The sequence below is a fragment of the Arthrobacter sp. 10L424 genome, assembly GCF_056395325.1.
In genome coordinates this window covers 93197-109959 of the sequence record NZ_JBFTJH010000003.1, presented here as the reverse complement: position 1 = coordinate 109959, position 16763 = coordinate 93197, and the positions used below count along the sequence as shown (strand labels likewise).

Genomic DNA, 16763 nt, shown 5'->3' with positions numbered 1-16763 from the left:
GAGACCGTACAACTGGCAACCGGGCTTCGTGGCCGGCAGGGGCTCTGTTCTTCTGAGCGGATCTGGCTGCAGCCTGAACTTCGCTGAGGTTTACCCCTTTGGTTTATGGGTTCAGATGAGCGTCAGGTTTAAGGGCCCGTTGACACTTGAGCAGCAGCGGGTCATCGGTCGCCAGGTCGGCGCCTATCTGCGGAATTCTCCGGCCGAGGGCCCTCAGCTAGCTGTAGATCAACATAGCTCCGGGCGTTCGACGGCGGAAATTGTCACGCATGAGGGGCACAACAACTTCTGGACCATGTCATTTTGGGTTGATCACGACGTCGCCGCAGGAGTGTTGTCGGTGGTGTTCACCTGGCCGGATCAGGATATCGACAGGACGTTCTCAGTCACGGGCGACGACGTCGCTTCCGCCCTGGGTGATGCGACAGAGCTCTGGAAGACATCGTCGGTGGAGTACACCACCTTCTGAGCAAGGGGATTACGCCGCTAGGACTGCTGCGATGAGCCAGACAAGTCCCCGGTGTCCCTGCTCATTCGATGGAACTAGTGCAATCGAATACATGTGATCACCAGCCCCATCTTCCGCCCAGGTTTTGTCTTCCGACAAAGTCGCATCTGTTAGGTCGTAGATGCTGACCGAGTAGCGGGCCCAGGCTCCTCAAGAGAGTACACGCGGAAAGCGCCCTGGTGTTGCTGCCAACGGCTGTCCCGTTCGTCGGACTTTCCGACGTGCATGCAGGTGATCTTACGCATGCCGGACGGCGGCGCCCTGCCAAATATGTGTGCCCGGTCACGCATAAACCCATCCTTGTCCGGTCCTGTTCCGAAGTACCAGTGGCCCCGTTCCGGGGCGCCAGCATCCCACGCTCGTGTATGAGGAGATCTATTCAATGAAGAAGACACTTCGCGTTCTGGCTGTCCCCACCCTGGCTTTGGCCGCCCTGGCTGTTTCCGGCTCCCCTGCCATGGCCCATGACGGATCAAACCACTATCAGTCGACCCTGGGCCAGCTCAACGGCAGTGCCGGCTCCGGCACCGTCACCGTTGACGTCACCGGCAACCAGGCCCACGTTGTCCTGAAAGTCGCCGGCATGCCTGCGACCTTCATGGACGCACCTTACCCGCACGTCCAGCACATCCACGGCGGAGCCCAGGGCATCTGCCCGGCCCCATCTGCCGACAAGGACGGCGACCAGGTCATCTCGACCACCGAAGGCGGACCCTCCTACGGCGAAATCGTCACCACGCTGTCCACCAGCGGCGACACAAGCCCGGCGGCCGGCCTGGATCTGAAGGTCGGCGGCCAGGGGGCCGCGTACACCGTGGACCGGACGTTTGAACTGAACGCCGAAACGAAAGCAGCCCTGGAAGCCGGCACCGCAGTGGTCGTCGTCCACGGCCTTGATCCCGCGACCCTCAGCGCGGCAGGTCAGGCCGCCAAGAGCGACCTTGCCCCGACTCTCCCGCTGGCCGCGACCTCCCCCGCCCTTTGCGGGACCCTGAAGGTCGGGCAGATGAACATGCCGGTCGGCGGCGCCGACACCGGAGTCACGGAGGAAACCGGCACCGACACGGGCGCCCTCGCTGCCGGCGGCGGCCTCGCCCTGATCGCCCTCGCCGGCGGGGCCTACGTTGTCCGTCGTCGCACCGCCGGTGCAGCGGCCTAAGCACCCGCTGATCCGATCACTACCGTGAGAATCAAGAATCCAGGCCACCACGGCGGCGTCCTGGCCGCCGTGGTGGCCGGGATTCTGCTCTTGCTGCCCCTGGCCGGCTGCGCCAACGCTCCGAATGGGCCTGCTCCAACTGCTTCGGTCCCAGCTACGGGAGCATCGAGCGCCCCCGCGGCTCCGTCCCCGGCCACGGCCGCGCCACCATCCGGTCCCCCGGTGGCTCCGGCCACCGCGCAGCTTCCGGTGATGGCCGCGTCGGCGCCGGTCAGCTTGAGCATTCCCTCGATCGGGCTCCGGACGGACCTGCTCCATCAAGGGCTGCGCGAGAACGGTTCCCTGGATGTACCTCCCACCGCCGCCGGCGCGCCTGCCAGCTGGTACAACGGCTCCCCCGCCCCCGGGGAACGCGGGCCGGCGGTGATGCTTGGCCACGTGAACGCGCTCGGCGGCGCTAAGGGTGTCTTCGCGGACCTGCGCAAACTCACCCCGGGCTCCGAAATCAACGTTTCCCGAACCGACGGCAGCATCGCCGTGTTCACCGTTGACCGCGGCGCCGTCTACAGCAAGAACGAGTTCCCCACCCTCGAGGTCTACGGCAACACCGACGGCGCCGAACTCCGGCTCATCACGTGCGACGGCTACGACCCCGCCACCGGCCTGTTCGACGATAACTACGTCATCTACGCAAAACTCAAAGTTTGAACCACAGAATCCCGCTCCTCCTGGAAGCGGCAACTCGCGTGAACGGACTGGACATGACACACCGAAAGCAAGCCCTGGCTGCGCTGGCTGCCACGGCTCTACTCCTCTCCGGCTGCGCGGCAGCCTCCGGATCCGTGGGGCCGGGCAACTCCGCCGCCGTTTCCCCGCCGTCTTCAGCTGCCAACGAATCAGGGCACGCCGGCGGGCACGCTCACGGGTCCTCTTCATCCCCTGGCGCGCCCCAAGCCCAAGGTCCCAGCGACGCTGCCCTGATGGTGTGCGGCGACCAGCCGATGGACAGGCTCACCTCCATCCTGGATCTCGATTCAAAACCGCACACGGTCAATGACTGGGCCGACAGCACCTTCACCTGCACGTACCATCTCCAAGAGGGTTCCTTGGAAATCTCCGTCAGGGAGGCAAAGGATCAGGCGTCGGCACTGACGTACTTTGACGCAATGCAGGCCCTGGCAAAGGACGCCCAACCCATCAAAGGCCTCGCCAACCTCGGGTTCCCGGCCTACGAAACCGCCGCCGGGTCAGCCGTATTCCAGAAGGGCAGCTTCGTCCTTGAGGTGGATGCCACCGACCTGCCGGCCACCTTGGGACCGGAGAGCATCAGCCGCAGAGCCCTGGCCTACCAGCTTTCCACCACCATCCTGGCCTGCTGGATCGAACATCACTGACACACCCGTTCCGGCACACCAGCACGGGGCCGAGGTTAAAGTCTTTCGGTATCGAACCGATGCCTGCCGTGCCGTCAGCACTCCAACTGCAGGGCCGCCCATATCGAGGCAATATCCACGGCTGTCCCGTCGGCAAATTCAAACCTTCCTGACGTCAGGAAACTGGTGCCGTTCAGGTCCGCGCGCGCGTCCTCCCCGCCAAGTCCGACGAGGGCGGCGTAATCACCGTCCGCTGCAGCTCCGGAGGTGCCGATCCAGGGGATCGTCAGGTGCTCCCCCATCGGGTGCGGGGCTTTCCTGTCCCAGGTGCCGGCGTCGCCAAGGGTCCCGCCCCAAGGGAGGGCGCGGACTTCGCTGACGAGCCCCGACGCCGCATCCACTGGCCAGCCACCTATCCGCAGTACCGCGGGCCTGCCCGGGGAGGTGCCCCGGACCCGGACCAGCCTCAGTTCCACGGCACCGCGCGTCAGCGAGACCACGGTGACTTCCGGTCCCGGCGTCGGGGTCCCCTTGGCACCGCTGCCGTGGTCCGGGCCGCCATCGGGGTCTGGCTCGATCCAGTTGACGGTGGCCCGGGAGGCGCCCACCTGCACGCCCCCGAGGTCTTCCTGGCCCAAGGACTCAAAACCGGTGCGGTGCGTCAGCCGGCCCAGGGCGTTGACCATCACGACGGCGTTGTCCAGGGATTCCGGCTCAACGTCCGGGAATGTGTGCGTGGAGTATCCCAGCCGGGCGTAAAGCGGGGAATCGGCGATCGCGGCTCCGGCCTTGGCGTGGTCGGTGCCGTGGTTGCGGATCCGGACGACGCCGTCGGCCGCTGTTCCGTCCACCTGCCAGCCTGGGGCCGCGATAAGCCGTTGGGTGTCACCGGCTTCCACCGGCAACGGTTCCTCGACGGCGGTCCACACCCGGTGGTCTGCCGGCAGGGCCAGTCCCAGGAAGCCCTTGGCGGCCCAGTAGGGAGATCCCGCACCGGAGTAGGACTGTTTCATGCCGGCAAACTCGCCGTGCCAGCCGATGGAGAGCAGTCCGTCGTCGGTGACCGCTCCCTGCCGGACGAAATAGGCCAGCATGCCCGACGCCGCGCGCCGTCCCAGCCCCGGGGCCAACCGGGTGTGGCCCGAGAGTTCACCCGCCCAGAATGGCGCCGCGGCGGCGAAACGGTAGATCAGGCTGCGGCCCTGGATCAGCGGAGCCCCGTTCCCCCCGACAAGGTAGGCGGCGTCGTCAAGGAAGTCGGCGAGACGTTCGCCGTCGAGGGCTTTGCGGGCCTTGACCCGCGGATCCGTCGGGGCCATCAGCGCCCAGAGCTGCGGGTAGACCTGGAAGGCCCAGCCCACGTAGTGGTCGTAGGCGCGCTCGGGGCCGTCGGCGAACCAGCCGCGGCCGCGGTAGAGCGAATCGTGGATGGCCAGGCCGGCATCGATGTCCTCGTCCGAGGAACGCCCGCCGATACTCGCAAGGAAGGTCTCCACCACAATCTGGAACCAGACCCAGTTGATGGGCGGGTACTCCTCGCCGATCACGGTTTCGAACCACGCAATTAGCTGCTCTTGGACCCGCTGCGGGAGTTTGTCCCACAGCACGTCCCGGGTTAGCGCCAGCCCGACGGCGAGGGAAGCCGCTTCCACCTTTGCTTGGTCCAATTCGCCCGGCGTGGGCCAGCGGTCCGGGTTCGCCGGGTTGGTGCCGGCGTCGAGGCCCTGCGCGTACCACTCGGCGATCCAGCCCGTGCCCTGCGGGTCGCCGGCGATCCGGAAGGACGCCAGCAGGAAGGTCCTGGCAAAGGCCTCCAGCGAGTCGCTGCGCGGGCCGTACGCGCTGTTGGCGCCGGGCAGGTGGATGTTGGCGTGGTCCGCGGTGCCGTAGCGGTGGGCCGAGCGGAGCAGGTGGTCGGCGTAGCCGCTCCAGTGTTCCCGCGTCAGGCCGGTGTGCGGCGAGAGTCCGCGGTCCAGGGCCGGCAGGATCAAAGCAGAGGGAGTCGTTGTGGAAGACATTGTGTCCTAAGGGGTCAAGAGGCTTTCTGCTGCGAGCCAAGTGATGGCGCGCAGCAGAATTTCGCGGTGTTCGGGCGATTGGAAGGAGGCGGGGTCGTGGCCCAGCGCGTCGTAGAACGTCCGTCCCGGACGCCGGTCCTGGGACCACATGACGGGGTGCTCACGATCCCCGTGGGTGTGGGTCGCGTGGACGGTGATGGTGGGTGCTGTTTGCAGGTAGCTGTAACGCTCGTCCAGCAGCTCAAAGTCCACGATGCCTTCCATCAGGGCACCGCTCCCGGGAACGACGTGGATTGTCGCGGGTCCGTAGTCGGGATGCATGGATGTTCCGCGGACCCAGCGGCCGCCCAGAGCTTCCGCCCATGCAGGGGAATCGAGGAAGCTGGTGGAGCTGGCGTGGCTCGCGAGCAGCGGCCGGCCGTCCGCCAGCCAGCGCCGCAGCCCGGCGGCGGCCTCAGGGGTCCCGGGCGATGGGCGGTCATCGCGCGGAAGACCAATGTTCACCACCAAAAGGTCCGGCAGGCCCGCGTCGGCTGGTCCGTCCGGCGCCAGTCCCAGTGCTGCCATGCCTGCCAATGCGGCATCGACATCCTCGGCCAGCTCGACGCTGAACCCCGCCTCCTCCAGGAGGCCCGTCAGGGCCGCGGACGTCCCGGCGAACGGGTGCCAGGGGTCAGCGTACCGGCCCACGCCGCTCAGGAGCAGTGCCCGCGGAGCCGCCGGCTGGCCCGCCGTCACACGGATCCCTGGAGCACGCCCGACGCCGGGACCCGCGGCGCACCGATGGATGACTCCCGCAGGATCAGCTCCGGGTTCAGTTCGATCCGGTGCACCGGCCGCATGCGTCCCTCCGCGAGGCGCGCAGCCATGAGTTGGACGGCCACCTTGCCTACGTACTGCTTGGGCGGGCGGACGGCCGAGATGGCAGGCTCGGCAAGGTAGGCCACTTCGTCGTCGTATCCCACGATCGCCATGTCGCCCGGAACCTGGAGTCCCTTGTCCACGCAATGCTGCACAAAAGCCACCGCCTGGGTGTCCGAATGGACCAGCATGGCCGTGGTCCCCGTCTTTTTGCAGAGCTCCAGGACGTGGTCGAAGTGTGCGGCCCGGTCGCCGTTGGCCAGCTTGGCCGAGTCCTCCTGGACGGAGGCCTCCACCGGGATCCCAAGGGCGGCCATGGCCTGCCGCCAGCCGCGCACCACGTGCGGGCTTGTGGGGCTGGCGGAATCGGTCAGGCAGCCGATCTGCCGGTGGCCCTCCTGCCAGAGATGCCGGACCGCCATGCCGGCGCCGAACGCGTGGTCCGTGGCAACCCATTCGAGGCGGTGCGCCGGGTTTTCCACGGGCGAGCGCCGTTCGGCCAGCACCACCGGTATGGGCAGCGCGTTGAGCCAGCGGAGCAGCTCCTGCCCGTTTTCGCCGGTCATGTCCGGGGCGACGATCAGTCCGTCGATGTTCTGGGTGTCGAGCAGGGCCTGGACCTGCCGCCGGTTGTCGGCGGCGTCATATGCCGAGCCGCGGACCAGGATCCGCATGTTCTGCACCTCGGCCTCAGCCCTGGCGCCGCTGATGACCTGCGGCCAGTAATAGTCCAGGGACGGCACAACCATGCCGATGGAATAGCTGTGCTGCGGCGTCCGGCCCGCCGTCGCCGACCGGTCCAGCGGGCTGGGCAGCGTGGCGCCCCCATGGACCCGCGACACCAGGCCCTCATCGGCCAACAGGTTGACGTCCCGCCGGATGGTCAGCTCGCTGACACCAAGCTTCACGGCAATGCCGCGGACCGTGATGGCTCCATGGGCACGCAGTTCCTCCATCAGCCGCTCGCGGCGCTGGAGCGAGAACAGGGATCTCCCGGAACCTTCGGATGGTTGGTCGGGGCTCATGGTGTTGCCTCCAATTTCAGGGTAAAGGTGCCGGCTGGGCGGTGTTCTTCGGGCAGGCGGAAGCGCAGGCGGGTCAGCCTTGCGCCCCACACCTCGAACAGCAGGGGGTCATCCAGCAGCCATTCATCCACCAATACGACGGCGGCACCCGGCTCCCAGCGCAGGCGGACTCCCCTGCCGTTCCCGGCTGTGGGGATGCCGTCCGGCAGGACGATTGCTGAGCCGCCTTCACCGAGGTGGACGGTGCCGGCCGCGATGTATGTGATGTCGACGTCGGGCGTTGCCCTGTCCGGCACCTCCGGAAGATTCCAGCGGTCGGCGACGGCCACCCGCCGGGCTTTCCGGTCGAGCGAAGACGTCCGGATCCACTGCTCCGGCCGCAGTCCGTACGCTGCTCCGAGGGCCAGCTTGAGTGTTGGGTTGTCAGGTGTGGGCGTCTGCAGGACGTCCGCCGCGAAGTCCTCCCCGGTGCCCTGCTCCAGGCCGAACGGTGCGGGAACGCTGTGCCAGGCGCTTTGCATGGCACGGATCTCATACCGGTCCGGGCTGAAGGTCTTCGCCGTGTAGGTGGGCTGGCCGGCGTCGACCAGCAGCGGAACGCCGTCGACGGCAACCACCAGGGAGCCGACATCGCGGTGGTTGTGGTGCTCCCCGTTATGCCCGCCCTTCGCGGCGAGCAGCAGGCCCCGGTCCGTGCCGGCCGCTTCCCGGGCGACCATGATCTGCACCGACGGAAGGTAGGTGAACGGCACCAGCGGCGCGGGCCCGCCTTCCTCGGCTTCGCGCGTTTCCGTACCGCGTTCTTCGGTCCCGCGCAGGAGCGCGTGCAGCACCCGGCCCAGTCCCGCCGTCGCCTCAGGCTGACCGGAGACGAAAGACGCTGCGTGTCCTGCGGCGTCACGGTCATCCAGGCGCAGCGCCCATCGGTGCAGCATGTCCCACGGCAGACCGCGGGCCGCCCGGGCGGGACCGTCGGCAACGTTGAGGAACCAGTTTCCGCCCACATGCATCCGGTGCGGAAAAGCAACGAGCTGGCGGACTACGGGGAGATCGGCGCCGAGCGCACCGGCGGTTGCTTCCTCCAGCAGGGCGAGGCCCTCCAGCGCCCTGCCGGCCCCGTTCCACCAGTAGGCGAAGCCCTCATCAATGGCACCGTCCGCGGGCAGGGAAGCAAGGAAACGGTCCAGGCCCTCGATGCAGCGGGCAACGGTGGCTGCCTGGAGTCGGGGATCGTCCACCAGGAACAGCGCTGCCGCAATCAGGTTCGTATGGATCCACGGGTTCCAGTTGTGGACGTCCCCGTCCAGCCCGAGCCAGTGCCAGTCCATCCGTTCGAGGAAGGGAACGATGACGCGTTCCTGGGTTTCCTGCCGGATCCTCCGGCGCAGGCCGGGCGTCCGGGCATCCAGAGAGCCGCCCAGCACGAAATCCGTCCACGCCAGCTGGGCAGCGACTTCGCCGGCTCCGAGGTCCAGGTAGGGCCGGGACCTGTCCGGCACCACCTCGCCGCTGCGGCTGAAGACGTCGTCGTGCGCGGCCCAGCTCCAGGAGCTCTGTTCGCAGAGCAGGAACACGCCGTCGACGACCTCGTCCAGCCAGTCGACGGCGTCCGCGCCGCCGATGGAGGCGCTGCGGTGGCCCGCCCCACCGCCGCCCTCGGCACCTATTCCCCCGTCCCGTCCGGCGAGCAGGGCCATCGCTACCGCACGCGACAGGCGCTGCTGCCGCGCCCCCACCAGCCCTTCGTAGGCGGTGCGGTTGCCGTCCCGGAAGTAGCGGGCGTAGTGCGAAACCAGGGGCTGCGGCCAGGCTTCCCCACGCTCCGTCCGCGCCTCCGCGGCCAGGCCGGCGGAGGCAGCCTCGCTGACGCCAAGCCAGGCGGCATCGCCAATCGGACGGATGCGGAGCCCGGACAGCCCGCCTGCCAGCAGGTCTACGAGGCCGGAAGGAGATGCGTTCATTCCCCAGGCCGAGGCGAGCGGGCGGGCGCCCGGGGCCGGGGCCGACGTGCCGTCGGCAGGTAGTGCATTCATTGAAGACTCTTCTCGACTGTTCGAGTTGGATCGTTTTAGATCGATGCTGAACGAGGTGAATGATCTGTCTTGTTTATGAGTATCTACTGATTGTTAGATGTGATGCAAGACATGAAATCGCCCGCGAGGGCAACACCAAGAAACCGGAAAGGAGGATCCCCTGATGTCACCCAAACCCAAGGCGCTGCTGGTCATGAATAGCGGAACCTTTGCAGATCAATTTGATTCCACACGCCTGCAGCGGCTCGCCGGACTCGTTGACCTGGGTGGACAGTCGTGGACGGATTCGCTGGATTCCCCCGACCTCGACGCGCAGCTGGCAGACGTGGAAATCCTGCTCACCAGCTGGGGAGTTCCGCTGCTCACTTCCGAACGGCTCGAGCGGATGCCCAAACTGCGTGCGGTCTTCCACTGCGCCGGCACGGTCCGCAGCTTCGCCAGCGACGAGCTGTGGGAACGCGGCATCCTGGTCACCAACGGCGCGGACGCAAACGCCATCCCCGTGGCCGAGTTCACCTTCGCCTCCATCGTCCTTGCGGGCAAAAAGGCCCACGTCCTGGCTAACGATGCCCGCACGCACCGGGAAGACTGGAGCTACTCCACGCAGCGTGGCGAACTCGGCAACATCGGGCGGGTCATCGGCGTGATCGGTTTCTCCCGGATCGGCACCAGGGTGGTCCAGCTCGTCCAGCAACTTCAGGACGTCACCGTCCTCGTGAGCGATCCGCACGCAGACCCGCTCGCCGTCGAGGCAGCCGGCGGACGGCTCGTTCCGCTGGCGGAACTCCTTCCGGCCTCGGACATCGTGACGGTCCACGCACCCGCGCTGCCCGAAACCCGGCACTTGATCGGGGCTCCTGAGCTTCGGGCCATGAAGGACCACTCAACCCTCATCAATACGGCCCGCGGATCGCTGGTGGACACCCGGGCGCTTGAGGTTGAGTGCGCCACCGGCCGGATCCACGCCCTCCTCGATGTCACGGAACCCGAGCCGCTGCCGCGGGACTCCGTGCTCTATGACCTCCCCAACGTGGTCATTACCCCGCACATCGCCGGCTCCCTGGGAACGGAGACCCGGAGGATGTCCGACGCGGCGCTGGATGACCTTGAACGGTACCTGAGCGGTCAGGAACTCCTCGCCCAGGTGGTCCACGAAGACCTTTCACTCAGCGCCTGACCCCCATGAAAACGCCGCGCATGCGGCAGACTTAACACTCACCTAAGGAGAACGCAATGAAGCGCACAACCCTCGCCGCAATTGCCCTGGCCGTAACGGCAGGGCTTGGCATGACCGGTTGCGCAGGAGCCGCCGGACCGGCGGAGCCGCAGGCCCAAAACGGTAAGACCCGCCTGACAGTATCGGTGTGGAACTACCAAGGCACCCCGGAGTTCAAGGCCCTGTTCGATGCCTACGAAGCTGCCAACCCGAATGTTGACATCGAACCGGTGGACATCCTGGCCGATGACTACCCGCAGAAGGTCACCACCATGCTGGCCGGCGGCGACACCACCGACGTCCTCACCATGAAGAATGTGATCGACTACTCCCGCTACGCCAGCAACGGCCAGCTGCAGGAGATCAACAGCGTGGTGGACAAGGTGGGCAAGGACAACCTGGCCGGCATTGACGCGTTCGACATGGCCGGCAAGTACTTCGCCGCCCCGTACCGCCAGGACTTCTGGCTCCTGTACTACAACAAGGACCTCTTCAAGGCCGCCGGCATCGAAGAACCCAAGGACCTGACCTGGGAGAAGTACACCGAGATCGCCAAGAAGCTCACCACAGAAGCTGACGGCAAGAAGGTCTACGGCACCTACCACCACGTCTGGCGCTCAGTGGTCCAGGCCATCGCAGCTGCACAGAACGGGGCCGACCAGAACAGCGGTGACTACGGCTTCTTCGAGGACCAGTACAACACCGCGCTGGACCTGCAGAAGTCCGGCGCCACCTTGGGCTTCGGCACGGCCAAGAGCCAGAAGACCAGTTACCGCACCATGTTCGAGACCGGCCAGGCAGCCATGATGCCGATGGGCACCTGGTACACCGCCGGCATCCTGCAGGCCAAAAAGGATGGCAAGACCACCGTCAACTGGGGCCTGGCTCCGATGCCGCAGAAGGAATCCAACGGCAAGGTCACCACGTTCGGCTCCCCCACGGCTTTCGCCGTGAACAAGAACGCAACCCACTCCGATGAAGCCAAGAAGTTCATCGAATGGGCAGCCGGAGAAGAAGGCGCAAAGGCCATCTCCAAGATCGGTGTTGTCCCGGCACTGCAGAACGAGTCCGTCACGGCTGAGTACTTCAAGCTGGAAGGCCTGCCCACCGACGAGCTCTCCAAGAAGGCCTTCACGCCGGACGAGACCGCTCTGGAAATGCCCGTCAGCGACAAGTCTGCTGCCACGGACAAGATCCTCAACCAGGAGCACGACCTCATCATGGTCGGCGAGCGCTCCGTCACCGAGGGGATCGCCGAGATGGGCAAGCGCGTCACGAGCGAAGTCCTCGGCAAGTAGGGGTGCCAGCCAAGTAAGAGCGGCACTCTCCCGGTCCGGTGCTGCGTCCCCTGGACGCGGCACCGGAACCGGACCTGAACTCTCCTGATCCTGAAATGGAGGAACGCCCCCGCCCCGGGAGCGGTCATCATGACTACAGAAACAATCACCCAGGCGCCTGCCCCCGTGCACAGCCGCGGCAACAGGAAGCAAGCCAGGCGCAATACGCTGATCGGCTGGACGTTCATCCTTCCGAACTTCCTCGGCTTCCTGGCCTTCACGCTCATTCCAGTCGTGGCCGCTTTCGCGCTCTCCTTCATGGAATGGACCTCATTCAGCGCCCCCAAATGGGTTGGCCTGGCCAACTTTGAGCGCATGCTCGCCAGCGACTCCTTCTGGATCGCCCTGCGGAACACCGTTGTCTACGCGCTCGGCCACGTCCCACTCACCATGGCCCTCGCCCTCATCCTGGCGATGCTACTGAACCGCAAGCTCAAGGGCATCGGCTTTTTCCGGGTAGCCATTTTCTTCCCTTACATCACTTCCCTGGTGGCGGTCGCCGTCGTCTGGAACATGCTCTTCAGCCCTGACAGCGGCCCCATCAACCAGTTCCTGGGTGCCATCGGCATCGCCAACCCACCGGGCTGGACCTCCAGTTCTGATTGGGCCATGCCGGCCGTCATCATCACCAGTGTGTGGCGCGACATGGGCTACTACATGGTCCTGTACCTGGCCGGCCTGCAGGCCATCCCCACGGAATTGTACGAAGCCGCTGAAGTTGATGGCGCGAGTGCCTGGCAGCGCTTCTGGAATGTCACCATCCCGTCCCTGCGACCCACCACCTTCTTTGTAGTCGTGATGCTGACAGTATCCAGCTTCAAGGTGTTCGACCTGATCGTGGTCATGACCAACGGTGGCCCCGGCCGCTCCACCACGGTGCTGTCCCAGCTGATCTACCAGGAGGGCATCGGCGAGGGGAAGTTCGGCTACTCCTCGGCCATTTCGCTGGTCCTGTTCATGATCGTGCTGACGGTCACCGTCCTGCAGTTCAAGATCCAACAGCGGAGGGAACGCTGATGACCAACGTGGCCGAAGACCTCAAAGCAGAGGCACCCTTCTTGGGATCCAGCGCGCCAACCGCAGAAGACCGCCGTCGTACTGACCGCAAACGTTCCCCGCGCGAGCAGAAGAAGCGGACCGCGAACATCGTGATCTACGGCGTTCTGGTAGTGCTGGTGGTGGCGCTCCTGGTGCCCTTCATCTGGATGCTGTCCTCCTCGCTAAAAGTGAACAACCAGGTCCTCACGGTCCCCATCCAGTGGATCCCGAGCGAGTTCGTGTGGAGCAACTACACGGACATCTGGACCCGCATCCCGATGATGGGCTACCTGCAGAACTCCCTCTACCTTGCTGTGATCATCACCTGCCTGCAGGTCCTCACCGGGTCCCTCGCAGCCTACGGCTTTTCGAAGGTCCGGTTCCCGGGCAGGGACGTGCTGTTCCTGGCCTACATCGGCACCATTGCGGTTCCGTGGCAGGCGTACATGGTGCCGCAGTACATCATGATGCAGCAACTAGGGCTCACCAACAGCTTCAACGCCCTCATCCTGCTCCAGGCCTTCGGCGCGTTCGGTGTGTTCCTGATGCGCCAGTACTACATGACCATCCCGGACGAACTCTGCGAGGCCGCCCGCATCGACGGCCTCAGCGAATACGGCATTTGGGCCCGGGTGATCCTGCCCCTGTCCAAGCCCGCCCTTGCCAGTCTGGCGCTGCTGACCTTCGTCAACACGTGGAACGATTACATGGGCCCGTTCATCTACCTCACGTCCAACCGTCTCTGGACCGTTCAGCTGGGCCTTCGTTCCTTCGTGGGACAGTTCGACGCCGAATACGCCATGATCATGACCGGTTCCGTCATATCGGTGATCCCGATCCTGATCATCTTTTTGGTGGGCCAGCGCTACTTCATCCAGGGCATCGCGACGAGCGGCATGAAAGGGTGACCTCCTTGGCAGGGCAGAAACCGCGCCGCTGGGCCGGGCCGGGGTTCGAAACCTTCGGGAGCATCTTCGGGTTCGTCTACACGTTCCTCGCCGGGAACGTGATGCTGGCCCTGGCCAACGCCCCGCTGGCGTTATGCCTCTCCCTCGTGGCTGATCCCATCGGCGCGTGGCCGTTCTTCCTGGCGCTCTCGGTGACGGTGCCGCCGTCGCTCGCCGGCCTGTTCGCTGCCTTTAAGGCACTGGACGACGACGGCGGCGCGGTCAAGCCGTTTGCTTCCTTCCTCCGGGGTTATGTGCGCAGCTTCCGGCGCACGGCGCCGCTGGGGCTGGCAGCGGTCGCGCTGCTGCTCTTCCTCGGCGTTGACCTCGTCGCCGTCCAGTCGATGCCGGCGGCAGCGGCGCTTGTCCCGGTCATCGTGGTGGCCGCGGCTGCCACGGTGACCGTGGCCGTACTGGTCACTGCCGGCGTCGTACTTCTCCCCGGCGCCCGGCTCAAGAGCCTGGCGAAGGCATCGCTCTACCTGTGCGTCCAGCGCTGGTACCTGAGTCTCGCCATGCTGCTGCTGCTCGGCATCATTGCCTCGGCCGCGCTGCTCCAGCCGGTGCTGGGTATGGCTCTGGCGCCTGCGCCGCTCCTGTTTGTGGTCTGGAGCAACGCCGCCTTCGCGTTCCATGCCGTCCTGCGCCAGGACTGACAGCAGTCCCTGCCCAGGCCGCCCCCAAGTCCACCCTGCGAATTCCCAAGGAACCCATGGATACCTTTGCCATCGGCGATCACGACTACCTGCTGAACGACGAGCCTTTCCGGATCCTCTCCGGCGCCATCCACTATTTCCGGGTACATCCGGACCTGTGGGAGGACCGAATCATGAAGGCGCGGCTGATGGGACTAAACACCATCGAGACCTACGTGCCGTGGAACGAGCACTCCCCCACGCCGGGGACATTCAGCGCTGAGGGGCGGCTGGACCTGGGCCGCTTCCTGGACCTGGTGGACGCTGCGGGAATGCGGGCTATCGTCCGGCCGGGACCGTATATCTGCGCAGAATGGGATAACGGGGGGCTGCCGGCGTGGCTGTTCAGCGACCCCACCGTGGGCGTCCGCAGCAGCGAGCCGGGCTACCTCGCCGCCGTCGGCTCCTACTTCGGTTCCCTGCTGCCCATCGTGGTGGAGCGGCAGGTCACGCGCGGCGGGCCCGTCATCCTGCTGCAGATCGAAAACGAATACGGCGCGTATGGCAAGGACAAGGCATACCTGCAGTACTTGGTGGACCTGGTAAATCGGCACGGCGTGGACATCCCGCTGTTCACCTGCGACCAGCCCATCGGCACCATGATCGAGGACGGGTCCCTGCCCGAACTTCACAAAACCGGCACGTTTGGTTCACGTTCCCTTGAGCGCCTGGCCTTCCTGCGCGAGCGGCAACCGGCGGGCCCGCTGATGTGCGCCGAGTTCTGGAACGGCTGGTTCGACAACTGGGGCACCCACCACCACACCACCGACGCCGCCGCTTCCGCCGCCGAACTCGATGCGCTTCTGACTGCTGGGGCTTCGGTGAATATCTATATGTTCCACGGGGGCACGAACTTTGGCTTCACCAACGGCGCCAACGACAAAGGCATCTACGAACCCACCATCACGTCCTACGACTACGACGCGCCCCTGAGCGAGGACGGCCATCCCACGGAAAAGTACTTCGCCTTCCGGGACGTCATCGCCAAACACTTCCCCGTACCCGATGACCGGCCCGCACTCCGACCCCGGCGGGGAACCTCCAGCCTGACCCTTGAGACCTCCATACCGTTGCTGGAAGCCGTGGAAATGCTGGGGCACTCGGCCACGGTCCCCGGTACAGTGCCTTCCTTTGACAGCACCGGGCACTACCGCGGGTTCTGCATTTATGAGAAAACCATCGACCACGGCGGCGTGCTGACCGTCGCTGAAGTCCGGGACCGGGCGCAATTCTTCCTCAACGACGCCGCCGTAGGCGTACTCAGCCGTGAACTTGGAGAACGCGCTGTTACCATCCCGGGACCCGGCCGGCTTCGGATACTCGTGGAAGACCAGGGACGCGTCAACTATGGCCAGCGCATCGGGGAAGCCAAAGGGCTGGTCGGACCCGTCAGCCTGAACGGCAACGAACTCCTGCACTGGCAAATCACACCGCTGGATTTCGGGAACCTGGAGCTCCTCGCGGGACTTGCCAAACCACTATCACCGGAGGCAGGGGTCCCAGGGCCTTCGGTCTCTTTCGGAGGCTTCGAAGCCGACGGTCCTGAGGACAGGTACCTGCGGCTGGATGGCTGGACCAAGGGCAACGCCTTCATCAACGGGTTCAACCTTGGACGGTACTGGAGCCGCGGACCCCAGTACACGCTCTTCGTGCCCGGACCGCTGATCCGGAAAGGATACAACGAACTGGCAGTGTTGGAACTTCATGGCAGCATCAGTCCCGTGGCGCGATTTGTTGCCGCGCCCGACCTCGGCGCGGATGGAAAATAGATGAGCCAGTCCGGCCAAGGCAGGAGAGCACACCGGCCGTGAAAGGCAGCGCTTGCCGAGCCGGGGTCATGCTGCCATCGAACAGGCTCATCACCGCGATGACGGCCCCGATGGCTGTCCCCCAAACTGCCGCGGACTGCATTTTCCAGAAACTTTGCGAGACCGGCGTGCGGGTTGGGGTCCTCTTCGGAACCAGGCTGGAGAATCGCGTCCGAACAGGAATACGGGGCGCAAACGGCAACAGGAACGCTTCGCGACGGATGGCAGAGAGAACGGCGTCGGCGTGCACGCTGCCGTAAAGAGCTTCGGAAGCGTGCACGTTCGGCAGCTCGCGGCCCGCAAATTTGGCCTCGGCCACCACGACGATGAGGTATGTGGACGGACCCTGCACCGCTGGGTATGCGAACTGCCCGTTGGCCTTCCCCCTGGCGCCGGTAAACGCCGCGGTCACCCCACCGGACGGTACGCGGTACGCCGTCGTCAGCCACTCCCCCACAACCGAATTGGTCTACCCGGGACGCCACACACCCGGAACATCAGATCAGAGCCGAGAGTGTGGACACTTTCCACACGAAAGAAGACTGTAATGCCCCTGAACAGGGAAAACACGTGCCCGAGATCGGACTCGAAACGGGTTCCGGCCCTTGAATATCCGCCACTGCCCCGCAAACATCGCCAATCCGGCCCAGTCCTGCCGATATACGACCCGATCCGAAGCCCAGGGTGTGCACATTGTGCACACCCTCCTTCTTGCCCACTTCGCCACCCCCAACCACGCTGCTCA

At 65.6% G+C, this 16763-nt stretch carries 15 protein-coding genes; 10 read left to right on the top strand and 5 right to left on the bottom strand.

Going from position 1 to position 16763, the window contains the following annotated elements; genetic code table 11:
* Positions 1 to 139: 139 nt before the first annotated feature.
* The 4 genes from AC1DC5_RS06020 to AC1DC5_RS06005 all read left to right on the top strand — a co-directional run bounded on the left by AC1DC5_RS06020 (position 140) and on the right by AC1DC5_RS06005 (position 3061).
* Positions 140 to 469 carry a hypothetical protein gene (locus AC1DC5_RS06020; RefSeq protein ID WP_476864526.1) on the top strand — a complete coding sequence of 110 codons (330 nt, stop codon included), beginning with the start codon at positions 140 to 142 and terminating at the stop codon, positions 467 to 469.
* Between the two features lie 421 nt (positions 470 to 890).
* Positions 891 to 1667 carry a hypothetical protein gene (locus tag AC1DC5_RS06015; RefSeq protein ID WP_441403789.1) on the top strand — a complete coding sequence of 259 codons (777 nt, stop codon included), beginning with the start codon at positions 891 to 893 and terminating at the stop codon, positions 1665 to 1667.
* Positions 1668 to 1691: 24 nt separating this feature from the next.
* Complete coding sequence (locus AC1DC5_RS06010) at positions 1692 to 2375, top strand: sortase domain-containing protein (RefSeq protein WP_441403788.1); 684 nt, start codon at positions 1692 to 1694, stop codon at positions 2373 to 2375.
* Between the two features lie 53 nt (positions 2376 to 2428).
* The gene (locus tag AC1DC5_RS06005; protein ID WP_476864525.1) at positions 2429 to 3061 is read left to right on the top strand and encodes a hypothetical protein; all 633 of its coding nucleotides are present in this window, start codon (positions 2429 to 2431) and stop codon (positions 3059 to 3061) included.
* A 74-nt stretch (positions 3062 to 3135) separates the two neighbouring features.
* Here AC1DC5_RS06005 and AC1DC5_RS06000 read toward each other — a convergent pair whose 3' ends face one another.
* Genes AC1DC5_RS06000 through AC1DC5_RS05985 form a run of 4 tightly spaced genes read right to left on the bottom strand, consistent with a single transcriptional unit; the run spans position 3136 to position 8977 of the window.
* Complete coding sequence (locus AC1DC5_RS06000; protein ID WP_476864524.1) at positions 3136 to 5058, bottom strand: DUF2264 domain-containing protein; 1923 nt, start codon at positions 5056 to 5058, stop codon at positions 3136 to 3138.
* Positions 5059 to 5064: 6 nt separating this feature from the next.
* Positions 5065 to 5796: a ThuA domain-containing protein gene (locus AC1DC5_RS05995; protein ID WP_476864523.1), complete on the bottom strand. Its 732-nt coding sequence runs from the start codon at positions 5794 to 5796 to the stop codon at positions 5065 to 5067.
* Positions 5793 to 6944: a LacI family DNA-binding transcriptional regulator gene (locus tag AC1DC5_RS05990; protein WP_476864522.1), complete on the bottom strand. Its 1152-nt coding sequence runs from the start codon at positions 6942 to 6944 to the stop codon at positions 5793 to 5795. Before AC1DC5_RS05990 ends, AC1DC5_RS05995 begins: the two co-directional genes overlap by 4 nt.
* Positions 6941 to 8977: a heparinase II/III family protein gene (locus tag AC1DC5_RS05985; RefSeq protein WP_476864521.1), complete on the bottom strand. Its 2037-nt coding sequence runs from the start codon at positions 8975 to 8977 to the stop codon at positions 6941 to 6943. The genes AC1DC5_RS05990 and AC1DC5_RS05985 overlap by 4 nt, the downstream gene beginning before the upstream one ends.
* A gap of 163 nt (positions 8978 to 9140) precedes the next feature.
* On the opposite strand from AC1DC5_RS05985, the gene AC1DC5_RS05980 reads away from it, so the two are divergent.
* The 6 genes from AC1DC5_RS05980 (at position 9141) to AC1DC5_RS05955 (ending at position 15979) form a co-directional block, all read left to right on the top strand.
* Entirely contained in the window at positions 9141 to 10154 is a 1014-nt protein-coding gene (locus tag AC1DC5_RS05980) for a hydroxyacid dehydrogenase (protein WP_476864520.1), read from the top strand.
* A gap of 56 nt (positions 10155 to 10210) precedes the next feature.
* Positions 10211 to 11491: an ABC transporter substrate-binding protein gene (locus tag AC1DC5_RS05975; protein ID WP_476864519.1), complete on the top strand. Its 1281-nt coding sequence runs from the start codon at positions 10211 to 10213 to the stop codon at positions 11489 to 11491.
* A gap of 129 nt (positions 11492 to 11620) precedes the next feature.
* Positions 11621 to 12547, top strand: coding sequence for a carbohydrate ABC transporter permease (locus AC1DC5_RS05970; protein WP_353918977.1), 927 nt, complete (start codon positions 11621 to 11623; stop codon positions 12545 to 12547).
* Positions 12547 to 13476, top strand: a complete 930-nt coding sequence (locus AC1DC5_RS05965; protein WP_476864518.1) for a carbohydrate ABC transporter permease — start codon at positions 12547 to 12549, stop codon at positions 13474 to 13476. The genes AC1DC5_RS05970 and AC1DC5_RS05965 overlap by 1 nt, the downstream gene beginning before the upstream one ends.
* A complete protein-coding gene (locus AC1DC5_RS05960) occupies positions 13473 to 14171 on the top strand; it encodes a hypothetical protein (protein WP_441403778.1) in 699 nt (232 codons plus the stop codon). The genes AC1DC5_RS05965 and AC1DC5_RS05960 overlap by 4 nt, the downstream gene beginning before the upstream one ends.
* 56 nt (positions 14172 to 14227) lie before the next feature.
* Positions 14228 to 15979 (top strand): glycoside hydrolase family 35 protein, encoded by a 1752-nt coding sequence (locus AC1DC5_RS05955; RefSeq protein WP_476864517.1) that lies wholly within the window; start codon positions 14228 to 14230, stop codon positions 15977 to 15979.
* Here AC1DC5_RS05955 and AC1DC5_RS05950 read toward each other — a convergent pair.
* Positions 15924 to 16475, bottom strand: coding sequence for a hypothetical protein (locus tag AC1DC5_RS05950; RefSeq protein ID WP_476864516.1), 552 nt, complete (start codon positions 16473 to 16475; stop codon positions 15924 to 15926). The two genes, AC1DC5_RS05955 and AC1DC5_RS05950, sit on opposite strands and share 56 nt — an antisense overlap.
* Positions 16476 to 16763 lie beyond the last annotated feature (288 nt).

What these genes read in the sequence shown, in the direction of transcription:
- AC1DC5_RS06015 (WP_441403789.1), top strand. Translation starts at nt 891, where the DNA reads ATGAAGAAGACACTTCGCGTTCTGGCTGTCCCCACCCTGGCTTTGGCC.
- AC1DC5_RS06005 (WP_476864525.1), top strand. Translation starts at nt 2,429, where the DNA reads ATGACACACCGAAAGCAAGCCCTGGCTGCGCTGGCTGCCACGGCTCTA.
- AC1DC5_RS06000 (WP_476864524.1), bottom strand. Translation starts at nt 5,058, where the DNA reads ATGTCTTCCACAACGACTCCCTCTGCTTTGATCCTGCCGGCCCTGGAC.
- AC1DC5_RS05990 (WP_476864522.1), bottom strand. Translation starts at nt 6,944, where the DNA reads ATGAGCCCCGACCAACCATCCGAAGGTTCCGGGAGATCCCTGTTCTCG.
- AC1DC5_RS05985 (WP_476864521.1), bottom strand. Translation starts at nt 8,977, where the DNA reads ATGAATGCACTACCTGCCGACGGCACGTCGGCCCCGGCCCCGGGCGCC.
- AC1DC5_RS05980 (WP_476864520.1), top strand. Translation starts at nt 9,141, where the DNA reads ATGTCACCCAAACCCAAGGCGCTGCTGGTCATGAATAGCGGAACCTTT.
- AC1DC5_RS05975 (WP_476864519.1), top strand. Translation starts at nt 10,211, where the DNA reads ATGAAGCGCACAACCCTCGCCGCAATTGCCCTGGCCGTAACGGCAGGG.
- AC1DC5_RS05970 (WP_353918977.1), top strand. Translation starts at nt 11,621, where the DNA reads ATGACTACAGAAACAATCACCCAGGCGCCTGCCCCCGTGCACAGCCGC.
- AC1DC5_RS05965 (WP_476864518.1), top strand. Translation starts at nt 12,547, where the DNA reads ATGACCAACGTGGCCGAAGACCTCAAAGCAGAGGCACCCTTCTTGGGA.
- AC1DC5_RS05955 (WP_476864517.1), top strand. Translation starts at nt 14,228, where the DNA reads ATGGATACCTTTGCCATCGGCGATCACGACTACCTGCTGAACGACGAG.